General features: G+C 64.7%; 13 protein-coding genes, 1 pseudogene and 2 riboswitches. Of the genes and pseudogenes, 13 read left to right on the top strand and 1 reads right to left on the bottom strand.

Annotated features, from left to right (window positions below):
* Positions 1-27: 27 nt before the first annotated feature.
* The 11 genes from KAR29_RS04130 to nifJ all read left to right on the top strand — a co-directional run bounded on the left by KAR29_RS04130 (position 28) and on the right by nifJ (position 13082).
* Complete coding sequence (locus KAR29_RS04130) at positions 28-843, top strand: tRNA (adenine-N1)-methyltransferase (RefSeq protein ID WP_274374364.1); 816 nt, start codon at positions 28-30, stop codon at positions 841-843.
* Positions 812-1408: an epoxyqueuosine reductase QueH gene (locus KAR29_RS04125; RefSeq protein ID WP_311135615.1), complete on the top strand. Its 597-nt coding sequence runs from the start codon at positions 812-814 to the stop codon at positions 1406-1408. Before KAR29_RS04130 ends, KAR29_RS04125 begins: the two co-directional genes overlap by 32 nt.
* Positions 1392-2384 carry an AIR synthase related protein gene (locus KAR29_RS04120; RefSeq protein ID WP_311135614.1) on the top strand — a complete coding sequence of 331 codons (993 nt, stop codon included), beginning with the start codon at positions 1392-1394 and terminating at the stop codon, positions 2382-2384. Before KAR29_RS04125 ends, KAR29_RS04120 begins: the two co-directional genes overlap by 17 nt.
* Positions 2381-3490, top strand: coding sequence for a M24 family metallopeptidase (locus KAR29_RS04115; RefSeq protein WP_274374363.1), 1110 nt, complete (start codon positions 2381-2383; stop codon positions 3488-3490). Before KAR29_RS04120 ends, KAR29_RS04115 begins: the two co-directional genes overlap by 4 nt.
* Positions 3491-3565: 75 nt before the next feature.
* Entirely contained in the window at positions 3566-3727 is a 162-nt protein-coding gene (gene rd / locus KAR29_RS04110; RefSeq protein ID WP_274374362.1) for a rubredoxin, read from the top strand.
* 191 nt (positions 3728-3918) lie between these two features.
* A riboswitch (cobalamin riboswitch) is annotated at positions 3919-4081 on the top strand.
* 141 nt (positions 4082-4222) lie between these two features.
* A riboswitch (cobalamin riboswitch) is annotated at positions 4223-4385 on the top strand.
* A gap of 250 nt (positions 4386-4635) precedes the next feature.
* A complete protein-coding gene (locus KAR29_RS04105; protein ID WP_274374361.1) occupies positions 4636-6585 on the top strand; it encodes an aconitate hydratase in 1950 nt (649 codons plus the stop codon).
* 103 nt (positions 6586-6688) lie between these two features.
* The gene (gene icd, locus KAR29_RS04100; RefSeq protein WP_274374360.1) at positions 6689-7951 is read left to right on the top strand and encodes an isocitrate dehydrogenase (NADP(+)); all 1263 of its coding nucleotides are present in this window, start codon (positions 6689-6691) and stop codon (positions 7949-7951) included.
* A gap of 88 nt (positions 7952-8039) precedes the next feature.
* A complete protein-coding gene (citD, locus tag KAR29_RS04095; RefSeq protein WP_274373260.1) occupies positions 8040-8306 on the top strand; it encodes a citrate lyase acyl carrier protein in 267 nt (88 codons plus the stop codon).
* Positions 8303-9175: an HpcH/HpaI aldolase/citrate lyase family protein gene (locus KAR29_RS04090; RefSeq protein WP_274373261.1), complete on the top strand. Its 873-nt coding sequence runs from the start codon at positions 8303-8305 to the stop codon at positions 9173-9175. The genes citD and KAR29_RS04090 overlap by 4 nt, the downstream gene beginning before the upstream one ends.
* A complete protein-coding gene (gene citF / locus KAR29_RS04085) occupies positions 9176-10747 on the top strand; it encodes a citrate lyase subunit alpha (protein ID WP_274374359.1) in 1572 nt (523 codons plus the stop codon).
* 64 nt (positions 10748-10811) lie between these two features.
* On the top strand, positions 10812-13082 hold the full coding sequence (gene nifJ, locus KAR29_RS04080; RefSeq protein ID WP_274374358.1) for a pyruvate:ferredoxin (flavodoxin) oxidoreductase: 2271 nt from the start codon (positions 10812-10814) through the stop codon (positions 13080-13082).
* 2 nt (positions 13083-13084) lie between these two features.
* Here the strand turns inward: nifJ and KAR29_RS04075 are convergent.
* Positions 13085-14216 (bottom strand): IS3 family transposase gene (locus KAR29_RS04075; RefSeq protein ID WP_274374357.1). Its coding sequence is split into 2 segments (ribosomal slippage): positions 13085-13949 and positions 13948-14216, totalling 1134 coding nucleotides; the frame shifts between segments, so codons are not numbered across the junction.
* 60 nt (positions 14217-14276) lie between these two features.
* On the opposite strand from KAR29_RS04075, the gene KAR29_RS04070 reads away from it, so the two are divergent.
* Positions 14277-15620: a thiamine pyrophosphate-dependent enzyme gene (locus tag KAR29_RS04070; protein WP_274374356.1), complete on the top strand. Its 1344-nt coding sequence runs from the start codon at positions 14277-14279 to the stop codon at positions 15618-15620.
* 204 nt (positions 15621-15824) lie between these two features.
* Positions 15825-17162: pseudogene (locus KAR29_RS04065) on the top strand (pyruvate carboxylase subunit B).
* Positions 17163-17166 lie beyond the last annotated feature (4 nt).

The raw sequence follows: 17166 nt of genomic DNA, 5'->3' as shown, positions 1-17166 counted from the left end.
TGATCCGCTTCTCAGGGAGGTAAGGTCATGTTGAACGAAGGCGATCTGGTCCTTCTCTGGTCGCCCCACAAGGGCGACTCCTATCTGTTGAGCCTGAAGAGCGGCGCCTTTCAGGGAACCCGCACGGGGACCATTCCCCACGACAGCGTCGCCGAGGCCTCTTACGGAGGGGTCGTCACGACGGGCAAAGGGCAGCTCTTCTACGTCCTCCGCCCCACTTCGGGCGAATTCATGCGCCGGATCAGGCGTCAGACCCAGATCATCTACCCCAAGGACGCGGGCCTTCTTCTCCTCTACCTGGATATCTTCCCCGGTGCCCGCGTCCTCGAATGCGGCACCGGTTCGGGGAGCCTGACCAGTCTCCTGGGTCATTTCGTCGGCGAGTCCGGCCGCGTCTACAGCTACGACCGGCGGGAGGAATTCTCCCTCATCGCCCGCGACAACTGCCGTCGCTGGGGCGTCGAGGAGAGGGTCACCTTTCGCATAGGAGAGGCCGTCGATGGCTTCGAGGAGCGCGACGTCGATGCCCTCGTCCTCGATCTTCCCTCCCCCTGGGAGGCCCTCGACGCCGCCCACGCCGCCCTCGCTCCGGGCCGCCGCCTGGCCGCCCTCGTGCCGACGACGAATCAGCTGGAGCGGCTCATCGACGGCCTCAACGAGGGAGCCTTCGTCGACATCCAGGTTCTGGAGACCTTCCTACGGACCTACAGGACCAACGCCAGACGGATCCGCCCCGACGACACCATGATCGGTCATACCGGTTACCTCGTCATCGCGACGGCTGTCCTCGCACGGGGCGGGAGCGGTGAGGGTGAGGGCGCCGATGAAGGCGACGGGGCCTGAGACGAAGGAAAAGGTCCTGCTCCACCTCTGTTGCGCCCCCGACGGGACGGTACCCTGGCCCGATCTTCTGGCCGAGGGCTATGCCGTCGAGGGGTTTTTCTACGGCAACAACATCCACCCCGAGGAGGAGTTCCGTCGCCGTCTCGATGCGGCGCGGATCCTGGCCTCCTCCCTGGGGTGTCCCCTTCATGTCCTCTCCTACGACCCGCAGTCCTGGATCGAGACGACGCGGGGGCTGGCGCGGGAGCCCGAGGGAGGCGCACGCTGTCTCCTCTGTTTCCGCCTCCAGCTCGAGGCCGCCGGCGATCTGGCCGGATCTCTGGGCTTCTCCCTTCTGGCGACGACGCTCACCATCAGTCCCCACAAGGATGTGACGGCCGTCAATGCCGTCGGTCGGGAGGTGGCCGCCCGACGGGGGCTGGTCTGGCTCGATCGGATCTGGCGCAAGGGGGGAGGCTTCGTCCGCTCCGTCGCCGAGAGCCGTCGCCTGGCCCTTTATCGGCAGAAATACTGCGGCTGTCTCTACAGCCTAAGAGGTGATGAAGACCGTGAAAAGAAACCCTGAGATGAACTTCTGTCCCTCGGGCAAACTGGCTCCCGAGCTTCTGGAACATCACGTTCTGGAATATCGCGGGACCGACCGTCCCGAGGTTCTCGTCGGTCCCCGAGTCGGCGAGGATGCCGCCGTCATCGCCTGGCCCTCGGGCGATTTCCTCGTGGCCTCTTCCGATCCCATCGTCGGAGCCACGAAAGGGGCGGGCCGCCTTCTCGTCCAGGTCAACGCCAACGATATCGTCGCAAAGGGGGGCGAGCCCTGCTACCTCATCGTCACCCTCATCCTTCCCGCCTCTCAGGGAGAGGACGAGGCCTCGGCCCTCATGGCCGAAATCGACGGGGCCTGCAGGGAACTCGGCGTGGCCGTCGTCGGCGGCCACACGGAGTTCACTCCCCGCTACGACAGGCCCGTCCTGGTGGGCACCATGCTGGGGCGGGCGCGGCGCGTCCTTCGGATCGAGCGGATGGAGCCCGGCGACCTTCTCGTCATGACCAAACACGTCGGCATCGAGGGGATGTCCATCCTCGCCCAGGACAGACCGGACCTCGTCGCGCCCCTCCTGGGAGAGGAGGCTCTCGCCGACGTTCTCTCCTGGACAGGGCTCCTCTCCGTCGTCCCCGAGGGGCGTCTTCTTCGTGACCTGGCCCGCTTCATGCACGATCCGACGGAGGGAGGGCTCCTGGGCGGTTTCGGCGAAATATCGCGTCTCTCACGCCTTGGGCTCTGCCTCCATCGCGACGCCGTTCCCGTCCACCGTCATACCCGTCGCCTCGCCCAGGCCCTCGACTTCGATCCGTTGAGGCTTATCTCCTCCGGCGTCCTCCTCGCCGTTCTTCCTCCCGAGCATCTCGCCGAGGCCGGAAGAAGGCTTGACGGGGCGGCCCTGGAATGGGCCGTCGTGGGTCATGTCGTCGACGGGCCCGGCGACTGCCCTCCCTCTCTCGACGAGGAGCTCTGGCGCCTTCTGGAGCTGAAAGGGGAGTGAGGGCCGTGAATTTCGGCCCCATCGGCCGCCGCGTCGAGGCCCTGCGGCGACTCATGACGGAGCGGGGCTGTTTCTCCTTCGTCCTGCCCGTCATCGAGAGAGCTAACTGGGAAAGCCTCTACTACCTATCGGGCTTCCGCGGCACGAGCGGCGCCGCCGTCGTCACCTCGACGGAGACCTTCCTCGTCACCGACGGACGGTATCTGGCCCAGGCCCGCCGCCAGTCCCCCTTCGAGGTCCTCGAACAACGGGGCGGCCGTCTTTCGGAAGCCCTGGCCGCGCTTCTGCGGAGGCTCTCTCCCCGCAACGTCGGCCTGGAGTGGGACCGCGTCACCCATGGCACCTACCTCTCCTTCGAATCCCTGGGCTATCCTCTCGTCGACGTCTCGTCCCTGCTTCCCCGTCTGCGTCGCCGCAAGGACGAGACGGAGATTCCCCTCATCCGGGGGGCGGCGGAGCGGGCCGCTCTGGCCTTCCGGCGGACGCTGGCCAAGGCCGGGGAGGGGATGACGGAGCGCGAATTCGCCGCCCTCCTGGAGTTCGAGATCCGATCGGCCGGCGCCGAAGGAGGATGGGGGACGAGCGATTTCATCGTCGCCTCGGGCAGCCGCTCGGCCCTTCCTCACGGTCGTCCCACGGACCGCGTCTTTCTTCGAGGCGACTGGGTTACCGTCGATTTCGGCGCCCGCTACGGCGACTATCTCAGCGATATCACCCGCAATTTCACCGTCGGTCCGGCCGATCCCTGGCTGCTGGAGATTCACGGCCTCGTCACCTGCGCCCATGACCGGGCCGCGGCTCTTCTCGTTCCCGGAGTCCCCTGCCGGGACGTGGACAGGGCGGCCCGCTCCGTCATCGAAGAGGGGGGCTACGGCGAGGCCTTTCCCCACGGCCTCGGTCACGGTCTGGGACTGGAAGTTCACGAGGCACCCCGCCTCTCTCCCCGCTTCGACGACATCCTGGAGGTGGGAGACGTCGTCACCGTAGAGCCGGGCATCTACGTCGAGGGCCGAGGAGGCGTGCGGCTGGAAGACGACTATGTCATCACCGAGACGGGGGCGATCTGCCTCACGGAAAAGCTCGAGGCTCGCCTCTTCGAGGTCTGAGGGCACGGTTGTTTTTGATCGACATTAATTGTATAATCGGCCTAGTTTCGACCTCAACGAGGGGAGGGTGCCTTTATGAAAAAGTACCTCTGCACCGTCTGCGGCTACGTCTATGATCCGGCCACCGGTGACCCTGATGCCGGCATCGCACCGGGAACGCCCTTTGAAGAGATTCCGGAGGATTGGGTCTGTCCCGTCTGCGGCGTCGGCAAGGACATGTTCGAGGCCACGGAGTAGCCCAGCTTGAAACGGCGGCGACGAGGGGAGGCGTGAGCCTCCCCTTTTGTCGCCGCCGTCCTTCTTCCCGGACCTTCCGTCGGGGGGCGGGTCGTGATGGAACTGTAACGTAGAGTATTTTTTGAAAAATATAGGTCTATTGACATTTTTCTCCGGTTCTTTCATACTCACGGCGGTCAGTGAATTAAACTCAAAAGATGATTCTCTCAGGTGAACGGGAAGACCGGTGCGAATCCGGCGCGGACCCGCCACTGTGACCTCGACGAAGCCGAGATGCCACTGCCCTTTCGAGGGCGGGAAGGTCGGCGGAGGATGAAGGGGAGCCAGGAGACCGGCCTGGGAGAAGGTCAGCAGACAGTTCGCGGAGATCGGACGTTCGTCTGGCGGAGAGCCCTTTGAGGAGCTCTTTGTCTGGCGTGCCCTTAAAGGGGGGAGTCCGTTGCGGACTCCCCCCTTTTTCGTTCGTTTCGGACCAGCGAAAGACCTATCGGAAAGATAAAGAAAACGCCGTCAGGTGAACGGGAAGACCGGTGCGAATCCGGCGCGGACCCGCCACTGTGACCTCGACGAAGCCGGGATGCCACTGCCCTTTCGAGGGCGGGAAGGTCGGCGGAGGATGAAGGGGAGCCAGGAGACCGGCCTGGCGGCGCGAAAGGTGAAGGTTCGCGGCGTTCGAACTCTCGCCTGGGGTTCCTCTTTCGTCTCGTTCGGAGAAGGAGGGGATGTCCGGCCGCGTGCCCCCAGGAGAGAGTCTCGAAAAGAGGCTCTCTTTTTTCGTCGAGAGGGTAGGTCGCGAAGGCTTCCGCAGCAGAGGGAGTTCCGAATGAGGGGGAGGGGCGGTTCCGTTTCGCCCTCTTCTCGGGCAGGGAGCCGATCCGTCGGCTCAGGGAAAGGCAGGAGGGATCGTCATGGGCAGAACTGTCGCGGAGAAAATCATCAGGACCCACCTCGTCGAGGGAGAGATGCGGCGCGGAGAGAGGATCGCCCTTCGCATGGACCAGACGCTGACGCAGGACGCCACGGGGACGCTGGCCTACCTCGAGTTCGAGGCCATGGGCGTCGCCCGCGTGAGGACGGAAAGGTCCGTCAGCTACGTCGACCACAACATGATTCAGGGAGACTATCGCAACCCCGACGATCACCGTTACCTCCAGGACGTGGCGGCTCGCCACGGGAGCATCTTCTCCCCTCCGGGGAACGGCATCTGTCACCAGCTTCACGTCGAGCGTTTCGCCGAGCCGGGTAAAACCCTCATCGGCAGCGACTCCCATACTCCCACGTCCAGCGCCGTGGGTATGCTCGCCATCGGAGCCGGGGGGCTTGACGTGGCCCTGGCCATGGCCGGCGAGCCCTTCTGTCTCCCCATGCCGGCCCTTCTCGGCGTCCGCCTCGTCGGAACCCTTCAGCCCTTCGTCTCGGCCAAGGACGTCATCCTCGAAGTGCTCCGCCACACCGACGTCAACGGCGGTGTGGGCAAGATCATCGAGTATTTCGGCCCCGGCGTGAAGAACCTCTCCGTCCCCGATCGGGCGACGATCACCAACATGGGCGCCGAGACGGGTGCCACGTCGTCTGTCTTCCCCAGCGACGAGGTGACGCGCCGCTGGCTCCGCTCTCAGGGGCGGGAGTCCTCCTGGGTGGAACTTTCCGCCGACGACGACGCCCGCTACGATGAGATCATCGACATCGACCTCTCGGAGCTGGAGCCGATGGTGGCCCAACCCTTCCAGCCAGGCAAGGTCGTCAGGGTCTCCGCGCTGGAGGGCATGGCCATCGACCAGGTCATGTTCGGCTCCTGCACCAACTCCTCCCTGCGCGATCTTCTCTCCATCGGCCATCTTCTCGACGGACAGAAGATCGCCTCTTCCGTCGACGCCGGCATTTCACCCGGAAGCCGGCAGGTTCTCCTCGAGGCCACGGAGCGGGGAGCCCTTTCGAAGATGATCCGCGCCGGCGTGCGCCTCCTCGAGGTGAGCTGCGGCGCCTGCATCGGCATGGGATTCGCCCCTCCCACGGAGGGCGTTTCGCTGCGGACGATCAACCGCAACTTCCTGGGCCGCTGCGGCCACAAGACGGGCAAGGTCTACCTCGTCAGCCCCGAAGTCGCCGCCGCCTCGGCCGTCACGGGCGTCCTCACCGATCCCCGTGCCTTTGCCCGGGACCGGGGACTGGAGCCCTTCCGCTTCTCCATGCCCGAGACGTTCCTCATCGATGACGGTCTTTTCGAGGCGCCCTCTCCGGAGCCGGAGACGATCGTCATCCGCCGTGGTCCCAACATCGCCCCCCTGCCCGAGATGAAGGCCATGGAGGCCACCGTCCGGGGCGAGGTCCTCCTCAAGGTGGGCGACGACATCACGACGGACCACATCATGCCCGCCGGGGCCAAGATCCTCCCCCTGCGCTCCAACATCCCCGCCATCGCCGAACATGTCTTCGAAGTCGTCGACGCCTCTTTTCCCGCCAGGGCCAAAGAGGCGGGGAGCGGCTTCGTCGTCGGAGGGGCCAACTACGGGCAGGGTTCGAGCCGGGAGCATGCCGCCATCGCCCCGCGCTATCTCGGCGTGCGCGCCGTCATCGTCAAAAGCTTCGCCCGCATTCATCTGGCCAACCTGGTCAACTTCGGCATCCTTCCCCTGACCTTCGTCGATGAATCCGATTACGACGGCATCGATCAGGGTGACCATCTTTCGCTGGAGACGGAGCATCTTCTGGCCGGGGGGGCGTTCATCATCAGAAACGAGACGAAAGATAGGCCCATCGCCTGCAAAACGCCGCTGGGGCAGGAAGATCTCGACGTCGTCAAGGCAGGAGGCAAGCTCAATTACGTGAAGGAGCGTCTGGCCGTTCCTTCCTTCTAATGGAAAGACGGAAAAGAGGTCGTTCCTTTCCCCTTTCGTACGAAGGGGCGAGCCCCTTTATCAAGGAAAACTCGCCCCCTATTCTCCGAGGAGGATGATTTGCATGAGCCGTTTTGCCGACCTGGAGCTGAAGAACTACAAGGAGCCCGAACGGGGCGAGAGAATCGAAGTGAAGGGGGGGCGCCTCGTCGTTCCCGACGAGCCCGTCATCCCCTACGTCGAGGGCGACGGGATCGGCGTCGACATCACGCCGGCCATGAAGGCCGTCGTCGACTGCGCCGTCAGGAAGGCCTACGGCACCCGACGCCGTCTCGCCTGGTGGGAGATCTTCGCCGGTGAGAAGGCCATGGGGCTCTACGACACGGCCATCCCCGACGACTCCTTCGCCGCCCTCCGGTACTTCCGCATCGGCATCAAGGGTCCCCTGACCACCCCCGTCGGCGGCGGCTTCCGAAGCCTCAACGTCGCCTTCCGCCAGGTCCTGGACCTCTACGCCTGCGTCCGGCCCGTGCGCTGGTTCGACGGCGTCCCGGCCCCTCTCAAGCGCCCTCAGGACGTGGACATGGTCATCTTCCGCGAGAACACGGAGGACCTCTACGCCGGCATCGAGTGGGAACAGGGGACGGCCGCCTGCGAGAAGATGATCCGCTTCATCAAGGAGGAGATGGGGGCCAGGCAGTTCCGCGACGACTCGGGCATCGGCATCAAGCCCATCTCCATCACGGGGACGAAGCGCCTGGTCCGCATGGCCATCCAGTACGCCGTCGACCACAAACGTCCCTCGGTGACGCTCGTCCACAAGGGCAATATCATGAAGTTCACCGAAGGGGCCTTCCGCAAGTGGGGCTACGAAGTGGCCCGCGAGGAGTTCGGCTCCGTCTGCATCACCGAAGAGGAGCTCTTCGGGACCTACGGCGGGAAGTGCCCCGAGGGGAAGATCGTCGTCAAGGACCGCATCGCCGACGCCATGTTCCAGCAGATCCTCCTCCGCCCCGCCGAGTACGACGTGCTGGCCACGGCCAACCTGAACGGCGACTACATCTCCGACGCCCTGGCCGCCTCCGTCGGAGGCCTGGGTCTGGCCCCCGGAGCGAACATGAACGACGAGGTGGCCTTCTTCGAGGCCACTCACGGGACGGTGCCCAAATACGCCGGCCAGGACAAGGTCAACCCGGGCTCTCTCATCCTCTCGGCCGTCCTCATGGTGGAGCACCTGGGCTGGCAGGAGGCCGCCGACCTCATCGTCGGCGGCATGGAGAAGGCCATCAGCGAGGGCATCGTCACCTACGACCTGGCCCGTCAGCGTCAGGGGGCCCAGGAGGTCTCCTGTTCCCGATTCGCCGAGGCCATCTGCGACAAGATGTAGTCCCGAAACACCTTCCTATCCCCAAGGGGAATTCCCCCCTGTCTCGGCGGGGGAATTCCCTCTCTCTTTTTGTCTGGAGGTGTCTTTCATGATCGAAACAATCGCCCAGGCGGGAACGCTGGAGTCGTCGGACTGTCTCGTGACGGTCTCGCCGTCGCCGACGCTGGAGCTGGAGTGTCGCGGCGCGACGGCGGGGCTTTTCGCCGAGCGTAACCGCGCCGTCGTCGAATCGGTCCTGCGAGAGCGGGGTCTGACGGGAGCGAAGGTGCAGATCCAGGATCAGGGGGCGCTGGAGCTGACCCTCCGGGCCCGGATCGGCACGGCCCTGGACCGGGCCCGGGGAGGCGCGCGATGAGGCTCCGCTCCATGCTCTACATCCCCGGCAACAGCCCGGCCATGATCCAGCAGGCTCCCGTCTTCGGGGCCGACAGCATCCTCCTCGACCTGGAGGACGCCGTGGCCCTCTCGGAGAAGGACAGCGCCCGCGATCTGGTCTGCGCCTTCCTGAAGGGCCTCGACTTCGGCACGGTCGTCGTCACGGTCCGCCTCAACGGATCGGACACGCCCTTTTTCGACGGTGACCTCCGGGCCGTGATCCCCTGTCGCCCCGCCGCCGTCCGTCTGCCCAAGTGCTCGTCGCCTCAGGACGTCCTGGCCTGCGACGCCCTCATGGCCGAGCTGGAGAGGGAGTCGGGCCTCGACGTCGGCACGGTGAAGCTCCACGCCATGATCGAGACGGCCCGGGGCCTGTCCAACGCCCAGGCCATCGCCGACTGCTGTCCCCGCGTTACGGCCCTCACCCTGGGCGGCCAGGACCTGACGGCCGACATGGGGGTGAGGAAGACCCGCGAGGGGAAGGAACTCTTCACGGCCCGGACCCTGGTGGCCCTGGCGGCCCGCGCCGCGGGGATCGACGCCTTCGACACGGTCTGGACCGACGTGAACGACAACGAAGGACTCCTGGAGGAGACGAAGGCCGTCGTCGGCCTGGGCTTTTCGGGCAAGGCGGCCATCCATCCCGGCCAGATCGAGTGGATCCACAAGGCCTTCGTCCCCGAGGCCAAGGAGATCGTCAGGGCCCGACGCATCGTCGAGGCGGCCCAGGCCGCCGAGGCCGAGGGCAGAGGCGTCGTCTCCGTCGACGGCAGGATGGTCGACGCTCCCGTGGTGAAGCGGGCCCTTCACACCCTCGAGATGGCCCGACTGGCCGAGGAGGTGCTCTAGATGACACGTGACAGAGGACGGGTCGTCAACGGGCTGGGACGTCGCGTCCCGGCCTTCATCGAAGGGCTCGGCGCCTTCGATCCCTACGAGGGCCCCTGGAGCCGCCTCGAGCGGGGCTACGAGGCGCCCCGCCTCGTCCCGCCCCTGCGGGGGTCGATGCCGCGGAAGACGAAGGTCGTCGAAAGCCTCCGCCGTGCCATCGAGGCCTCGGGCCTTCAGAGCGGCATGACCCTCTCCTTCCACCATCACCTGCGCAACGGCGACGCCCTTCTCATGGCCGTCCTGAACGAATGCGAGGCCATGGGGATCGGAAACCTCACCCTCGCCCCCAGCTCCCTGACCGACGCCCACGACGGGGTGGCCGACCTGGTGCGGCGGGGCGTCGTGAGCCAGATCCACACCTCCGGCGTCCGCGGCGCCGTGGGCAGGGCCATCTCGAAGGGGGAGGTCCCCTTTCCCGTCGTCATCCGCAGCCACGGGGGGAGGGCGCGGGCCATCGAGGAGGGCTCCATCTCCATCGACGTGGCCTTCCTGGCCGCCCCGGCCTGCGATCCCCAGGGGAACCTGACGGGGGCCCTGGGCCCCTCGGGGTGCGGCTCCCTGGGCTACGCCCAGATCGACGCCCGCCACGCCCGCCACGTCGTGGCCGTCACGGACCACCTCGTCCCCCAGCCGCTGAACCGCGTCTCCATCCCCCAGTACCTCGTCGACCAGGTCGTCGTCGTCGAGAGCCTGGGAGACGCCTCGAAGATCGCCACCGGGGCGGCGCGGATCACGCGGAGTCCCGTGGACCTCAAGATCGCCCGCGACGCCTACCGCCTCATCGCCGCCTCGGGGCTGCTCGCCCCGGGCGTCTCCTTCCAGGTCGGCGCCGGAGGAGCCAGCCTGGCCGTGGCGGCCTTCGTCCGGGACCACATGAAGGAGAAGGGAATCAAAGGGAGCTGGGGCTGCGGCGGGATCACGGGCTACATGGTCCGGATGCTCGAGGAGGGACTCTTCGAGGCCCTCTACGACGTCCAGAGCTTCGACGCCGCCGTCCGTGACTCGCTGGTGCGCAACGGCAACCACATCGAGATCGACCAGTCCTGGTACGCCAACCCCCTCAACCGGGGCTGCGTCGTCCACAACCTGGACGTCGTCGTCCTGGCGGCCCTGGAGGTGGACGTGGCCTTCAACGTCAACGTCATGACGGGACACGACGGCGTGCTCCGCGGCGCCTCGGGCGGCCACTGCGACACGGCGGCCGGGGCCAAGCTGGCCGTCGTCGTCGTCCCCTCCTTCCGCGGCGGCGTCCCCTCCATCCTCGACCGGGTCCAGACCGTCGTCACGCCCGGCGAGACCGTCGACGCCATCGTCACCGAGCGGGGCCTCTGCATCAACCCCCGGAGGAGCGATCTCATCGAGGCGGCCCGTTCCGCCCGGCTGCCCGTGAAGGAGATCGGCGACCTCAAGAGGGAGGTCGAGGCTCTCACGGGAGTCCCCCGCCCGAACGAGCCCGATTCGGACCGCGTCGTCGCCGTCGTCGAGTACCGCGACGGCACCCTCATCGACAGCGTCTTCCAGGTCAAGTGAAGACGGCTTCAGGGCAGAGTCATAAGGGGGGGCAGCCCCTTTTATCGGGAGAGGAGTGGAGGCAATGACGGAAAGGCACAGAGTCATGATCGACGGCAACGAAGCGGCGGCCTACTCGGCGCACCTGACGAACGAAGTGATCGCCATCTACCCGATCACGCCGTCGTCGAACATGGGCGAATGGGCGGACCAGTGGTCCTCGGAGGGGAGGACGAACATCTGGGGCACGGTGCCCTCGGTGGTGGAAATGCAGAGCGAAGGAGGCGCGGCGGGGGCGCTCCACGGGGCGCTCCAGGCCGGATCGCTGGGCACGACCTTCACGGCCTCCCAGGGTCTTCTTCTCATGATCCCCAACATGTACAAGATCGCCGGCGAACTGACGTCGACGGTCATCCACGTCGCGGCCCGCACCGTGGCGTCCCACGCCCTCTCCATCTTCGGCGATCACGGCGACGTCATGGCCGTGCGCCAGACGGGCTTCGCCCTTCTGGCCTCGGGATCGGTCCAGGAGGCCATGGACATGGCCCTCATCGCCCAGACGGCGACGCTCTCGTCGCGTGTCCCCTTCGTCCACTTCTTCGACGGCTTCCGGACCTCCCACGAAGTGGCGAAAGTGGAACAGCTCACGGCAGAAGACGCCCGCGCCATGATCGACGACGGCCTCGTCCAGGCCCACAGAGAAAGGGCCCTCACGCCGGACCGTCCGCGGATCCGGGGGACGGCGCAGAACCCCGACTACTACTTCCAGGCCAGAGAGGCCTCCAACCCCTGGTACGAAGCCTGCCCGGGCCACGTCCAGGCCGCCATGGATCGGTTCGCCTCCGTCGTCGGCAGAAGCTACCACCTCTTCGACTACGTCGGAGCCAGTGACGCCGAGCGCGTCGTCATCCTCATGGGAAGCGGAGCCGAAACGGCCCACGAAACGGTCGAGCACCTGATGAAAGCGGGAGAAAAAGTGGGCGTCGTCAAAGTGCGCCTCTACCGCCCCTTCTCGGCGACCCACCTCCTGGCGGCCCTCCCGTCGAGCGTCCGCTCCGTCGCCGTCCTCGACCGCACCAAAGAGCCGGGCTCCCAGGGAGAGCCCCTCTACCTCGACGTCAAAGCGGCCCTCTCCGACGGGCGCCCCTCGGTGCGCCTCATCGGAGGGCGCTACGGCCTCTCGTCGAAAGACTTCACGCCGGCCATGGTCAAAGCCGTCCTCGACGAACTCAAAAAGGAACAGCCGCAACAGCCCTTCGTCGTCGGCATCGACGACGACCAGACCCACCTCAGCCTCGCCTACGACAGCGCCTACAGCACGGAAGACGAAAAAACCGTCCGCTGCCTCTTCTGGGGAATCGGCTCCGACGGCACCGTGGGGGCCAACAAAAACTCCATCAAAATCATCGGAGACGACACGGACAACTACGCCCAGGGCTACTTCGTCTACGACTCCAAGAAATCCGGAGGTCTCACCGTCTCGCACCTGCGGTTCGGCCCGAAAGAACTGAGATCGTCCTACCTCATCGGCCAGGCCAACTTCATCGCCTGCCACGTCTTCACCTACGTCGAAAAATACCGTCTCCTCGCCCAGGCGGCTTCGGGAAGCACCTTCCTCCTCAACAGCATCTACGGCCCGGAAGACGTCTGGGACCGTCTGCCGCGGGAACTGCAGAAAGAAATCATCGACAAACAGATCCGCTTCTACGTCATCGACGCCTACAAAGTGGCCCACGAAACGGGAATGGGCGTCCGCATCAACACCGTCATGCAGACCTGCTTCTTCGCCATCAGCGGAATCCTCCCCCAGGACGAGGCCATCGAAGCCATCAAGCGGAGCATCAAAAAAACCTACGGAAACAAAGGCGAAGCCATCGTCAAAAAGAACTACGCCTGCGTCGACGCCTCCGTGGCGAACCTCCACGAAGTCAAAATCCCGAAGGAAGTCACCAGCGCCTTCGCCATGAAACCCGCCGTCCCCGCCGAGGCGCCCGAATTCGTCAGAACCGTCCTGGGTCCCATGCTCGCCAACGAAGGAGACAGCCTCACCGTCAAAGACGTGGCCCTCACGGCCGACGGCACCTTCCCGACGGGCACGACCCAGTGGGAAAAGCGCAACATCGCCATGGAAATCCCCCAGTGGGACCCGGAAACGTGCATCCAGTGCGGCAAATGCGTCCTCGTCTGCCCCCACGCCGTCATCCGCTCCAAAGTCTACGACGGCACCCTGCTGGAGGGCGCGCCTGCGACCTTCAAATCGGCCGAGGCCAAATGGCCCGCCTTCAAAGACAAAAAATACACCGTCCAGTATGGTGGACCCCATTGTCAAGACCATTTGAGGCCCGAAGTTAGTTAAAGTCAGACCGCCATCGGTCCCTCCCGGTCGGCAAAGTGAACCTCCCGCGGTGTCCTGTAGTTCAGTGAGGAGTGAAGCCTTTCGTCGTTGTAGAAGTCCATATACTCCCGCAGGCCGCAGCGGAGATCGCGGACCCGCTCATAGTCGTTCAAGTAGAGCCACTCATACTTGAGGGTCCGCCAGAAGCGTTCCACGAAGATGTTGTCGAGGGCCCTGCCACGACCGTCCATGCTGATCCGGATCTCCTTTTCCTTGAGCAGAGACAGAAAGGCCTTACTGGTGAACTGACAGCCCTGGTCGGTGTTGAAGATCTCCGGCGTTCCCTGCCGAAGAGCCCTGTCGAGGGCGACGACGCAGAACTCTGCGTCCAGGGTGTTGGAAAGTTCCCAGGAGAGGACGAAGCGGCTGTGCCAATCGATGACGGCCGCGAGGTACATGAAACCGCCACTCATCGGGAGGTAGGTGACATCGGTGCTCCAGACCTGATTCGGTCTGACGATGACGGCGTTCCGGAGCAGGTAGGGATAAATCTCATGTTCGGGGTGAGGCTTGCTGGTTCCCGGTTTGGGGCCAATCCCTTCGAGCCCCATAAGCCTCATCAGCCGTCCGATCCGTTTGCGGTTCACGTCCTGTCCCTGTCGACGCAGCCAGGCCGTCATCCGGCGGCTCCCGTAAGAGGGGGCGCAGGTGTACCGGCCGTCGATGAGCTCCATGATTTCAAGGTTCTCCGCCGTCTCCGTCGCGGAAGAGCTCGCGTAGTAGAAGCTGGACCGGTTAAGATCAAGGAGGTCACATTGCCGACGAACACTGATCGAAGGGTGCTCGGGATCGATGGAGGTCCGCTTTCCCTCAAGCGTCAGCGCCTGATTTTTTTTTGAGCCAGTCGAGCTCCATCTTGAGCCGACCGATCTCCTGGTAGAGGGGGGCCATCAACGTCTCGACATCCATCGGAGTGCCTTTGCGTTGAAAGATCTCCGGACCCCCTTGCAGAAGCTGCTTCTTCCACTGACCGATCTGGACGGCGGAAACCTCGAACTCACCCGACAATTGAGCCAGGGTCTTATCCCCTTTCAGGGCAGCGAAGGCCACTTTGCTTTTGAACTCCGCTGAACGCCTCTGTCGCTTGGCTGCCATGATGTCCCCTCTCTTTCTGGGACCCTATGATACAGCCCGACTTCAACTGCAACTTAGCTCGTGGTCCAGTTTTCGGGGTCCACTATACAGATCTCGCCGGAAGACTGCACCGGCTGCAGCCTCTGCGTCCAGAACTGCCCGGCCCGGAGCAAAAAGGAAGAGGGGAAAAAAGCCATCAACATGGTGCCCCAGCCGCCGCTTCGGGAAAGCGAAAAGGCGAACTGGACCTACTTCCTGAGCCTGCCCGACATGGACAGGGGGCAGCTCAACCTGGGAACGGTCAAAGACATCCAGCTCCTGCGCCCCCTCTTCGAATTCTCCGGCGCCTGCGCCGGCTGCGGAGAGACGCCCTACGTCAAACTCCTGAGTCAGCTCTTCGGAGACAGAGCCCTCATCGCCAACGCCACGGGCTGCTCGTCCATCTACGGAGGCAACCTCCCCACCACCCCCTGGACGAGCGACGGAGAAGGACGGGGCCCGAGCTGGTCCAACTCCCTCTTCGAGGACAACGCCGAATTCGGCATGGGCATGCGTCTTGCCCTGGACAAACAGCTCCAGTACGCCCTCGAACTGCTCGAAGGCCAGAAAGAGATCGTCGGCCAGAGCCTGGTCGCGGACCTCGTCGGCGCCGACCAGAGCGACGAAAAGGGAATCGCGGCGCAACGCGAAAGAGTGGCGCGCCTCAAGGCGAACCTGGCCGGGAGGGAAGAGGCCAAGGCCAAAGACCTCCTGAGCCTTGCCGACGTCCTGGTCCGCAAAAACGTCTGGATCCTCGGAGGAGACGGCTGGGCCTACGACATCGGCTACGGCGGCCTGGACCACGTCCTGGCCTCGGGCAGAAACGTCAACGTCCTCGTCCTGGACACGGAAGTCTACTCGAACACGGGCGGTCAGATGTCGAAATCGACGCCGATGGGAGCGGTGGCGAAATTCGCCGCCGGTGGCAAGCCGGCCATGAAAAAGGACCTGGCCCTCATGGCCATGGCCTACGGCAACGTCTACGTGGCGCGCGTGGCCCTGGGCGCCAGCGACGCCCAGGTCGTCAAGGCCTTCCGAGAGGCCGAATCCTACGACGGCCCGTCGATCATCATCGCCTACGCCCACTGCATCGCCCACGGCATCGAACTGAAAAACGGCCTGGAACAGCAGAAAAAGGCCGTCGCCTCGGGCCACTGGATCACGATGCGCTACGACCCGAGGAGGCGAGAAGAGGGCAAGAACCCCCTCACCCTCGACAACAAGGAACCCTCCCTGCCCCTGGAGGACTACATCTACGGCGAGAACCGCTACCGCATCCTCCAGCGGGCCCACCCCGAAGAGGCGGCCCGGCTTCTGGAGCGGGCCAGGGCCGAAAACGCCTACCGCTGGAAGCTCTACCAGCATATGGCCGCCATGGCGGACTGAAACCGGACGACGGAGGAGAACCTAGGCGGGTTCTCCTCCGTCGCGAAGGGCAAAAAAGGAGATGGGACAGTGGAGAAGCGACCATTGAAGCCCCAGAAAGAAGGCGCAGGAAGGGATCGTTTCGCTCCCGCAGAGGGACGATCTGAGGTAAGGGGAAAGCTGGGCATTACCGAGACGGTTCTTCGCGACGGCCACCAGTCGATCATGGCCACCCGTCTGACCCTCGCCGACATGCTCCCCGTGGCGGAACAAATGGACGAGGTGGGCTATCACTCCATCGAGATGTGGGGCGGGGCGACGTTCGATGCCGCCATGCGTTTCCTGAGGGAAGACCCCTGGGATCGTCTGAGGACGCTCCGAAGGACATTCAAAAAGACGCGGCTTCAGATGCTTCTCCGAGGGCAGAATCTTCTGGGATACCGCCACTATTCCGATGAAGTGGTCCGGGAGTTCGTCCGATGTGCCGTCGGAAACGGCATCGACATCATTCGCGTCTTCGACGCCCTCAACGACGTCCGCAACCTCGAGACGGCCGCCGATCAGGTCCTTCGCGAGGGGGCTCATCTCTAGCTCTGCATCGCCTACACCCTCTCTCCCGTCCACAGTGCCGGGGCCTTCCGGAAACTGGCCGGGACGATGAAGTCCATGGGAGCCCACTCGATCTGCATCAAGGACATGGCCGGTCTTCTCTCTCCGGGCGACGCCTATTCGCTGGTGAAGGCCATCAAAGAGGAGACGGGGCTGCCCCTTCAGGTGCACAGCCACTACACGACGGGTCTTGCCGCCATGAGTTATCTCGAGGCGGCCAGGGCCGGTGCCGATGTCGTCGACTGTGCCATATCGCCCTTCGCGATGGGGACGAGTCAGCCCGCCACGGAAAGTCTCGTCGCGGCTCTGCAGGGCGGACCTCGCGATACGGCCATCGACCTGGAAAAGCTCGTTCCCATCGCCGATCACTTCCGCCGCATGAGGGAACACTACCGGGATATCGTCGTCAACCTCGAGGGTATCGATATCAACATCCTTCGCTATCAGATTCCCGGCGGCATGTATTCCAATCTTGTCAGCCAGCTGAAGGAGCAGAAGGCCCTGGACCGTCTCGGTGACGTCCTGTCCGAAGTGCCGAGAGTGAGGGAGGAGATGGGCTACCCGCCTCTGGTGACGCCGACGAGCCAGATCGTCGGAACGCAGGCGACGCTCAACGTTCTCGTCGGCGAGAGGTGGAAGATCGTCCCCAAAGAGGTGAAAAACTATTTCCTCGGCTTCTACGGCCGTCCTCCGGCTCCCCTCGACGAAAAGATCCGCCGCAAGGTCATCGGTTCCGAGGAGCCCCTTTCCGTCATGCCCGGCCAGCTTCTGTCGGGCGAGATGGAAGAGGCCCGGCGGACGATGGGGGCCTGGGCCGATTCGACGGAGGACCTGCTCAGCTATGTCCTTTTCCCCGCCGTGGCGAAGGATTTTCTCGTGGGCAAGTTCGCCCGGGTCAACCGTCGGAACGTGGGTCTGGGAGAGTGTGTCGACGGGGCGGCCTATCCCCTCTAGCGTT

The organism is Aminithiophilus ramosus, assembly GCF_018069705.1.
Taxonomy (GTDB): Bacteria; Synergistota; Synergistia; order Synergistales; family Aminithiophilaceae; genus Aminithiophilus; species Aminithiophilus ramosus.
This window is presented reverse-complemented; position numbering and strand designations above follow the sequence as displayed.

Coding starts and splice junctions, on each gene's coding strand:
- KAR29_RS04130 (WP_274374364.1), top strand. CDS start 28: ATGTTGAACGAAGGCGATCTGGTCCTTCTCTGGTCGCCCCACAAGGGC.
- rd (WP_274374362.1), top strand. CDS start 3,566: ATGAAAAAGTACCTCTGCACCGTCTGCGGCTACGTCTATGATCCGGCC.
- KAR29_RS04105 (WP_274374361.1), top strand. CDS start 4,636: ATGGGCAGAACTGTCGCGGAGAAAATCATCAGGACCCACCTCGTCGAG.
- icd (WP_274374360.1), top strand. CDS start 6,689: ATGAGCCGTTTTGCCGACCTGGAGCTGAAGAACTACAAGGAGCCCGAA.
- citD (WP_274373260.1), top strand. CDS start 8,040: ATGATCGAAACAATCGCCCAGGCGGGAACGCTGGAGTCGTCGGACTGT.
- KAR29_RS04090 (WP_274373261.1), top strand. CDS start 8,303: ATGAGGCTCCGCTCCATGCTCTACATCCCCGGCAACAGCCCGGCCATG.
- citF (WP_274374359.1), top strand. CDS start 9,176: ATGACACGTGACAGAGGACGGGTCGTCAACGGGCTGGGACGTCGCGTC.
- nifJ (WP_274374358.1), top strand. CDS start 10,812: ATGACGGAAAGGCACAGAGTCATGATCGACGGCAACGAAGCGGCGGCC.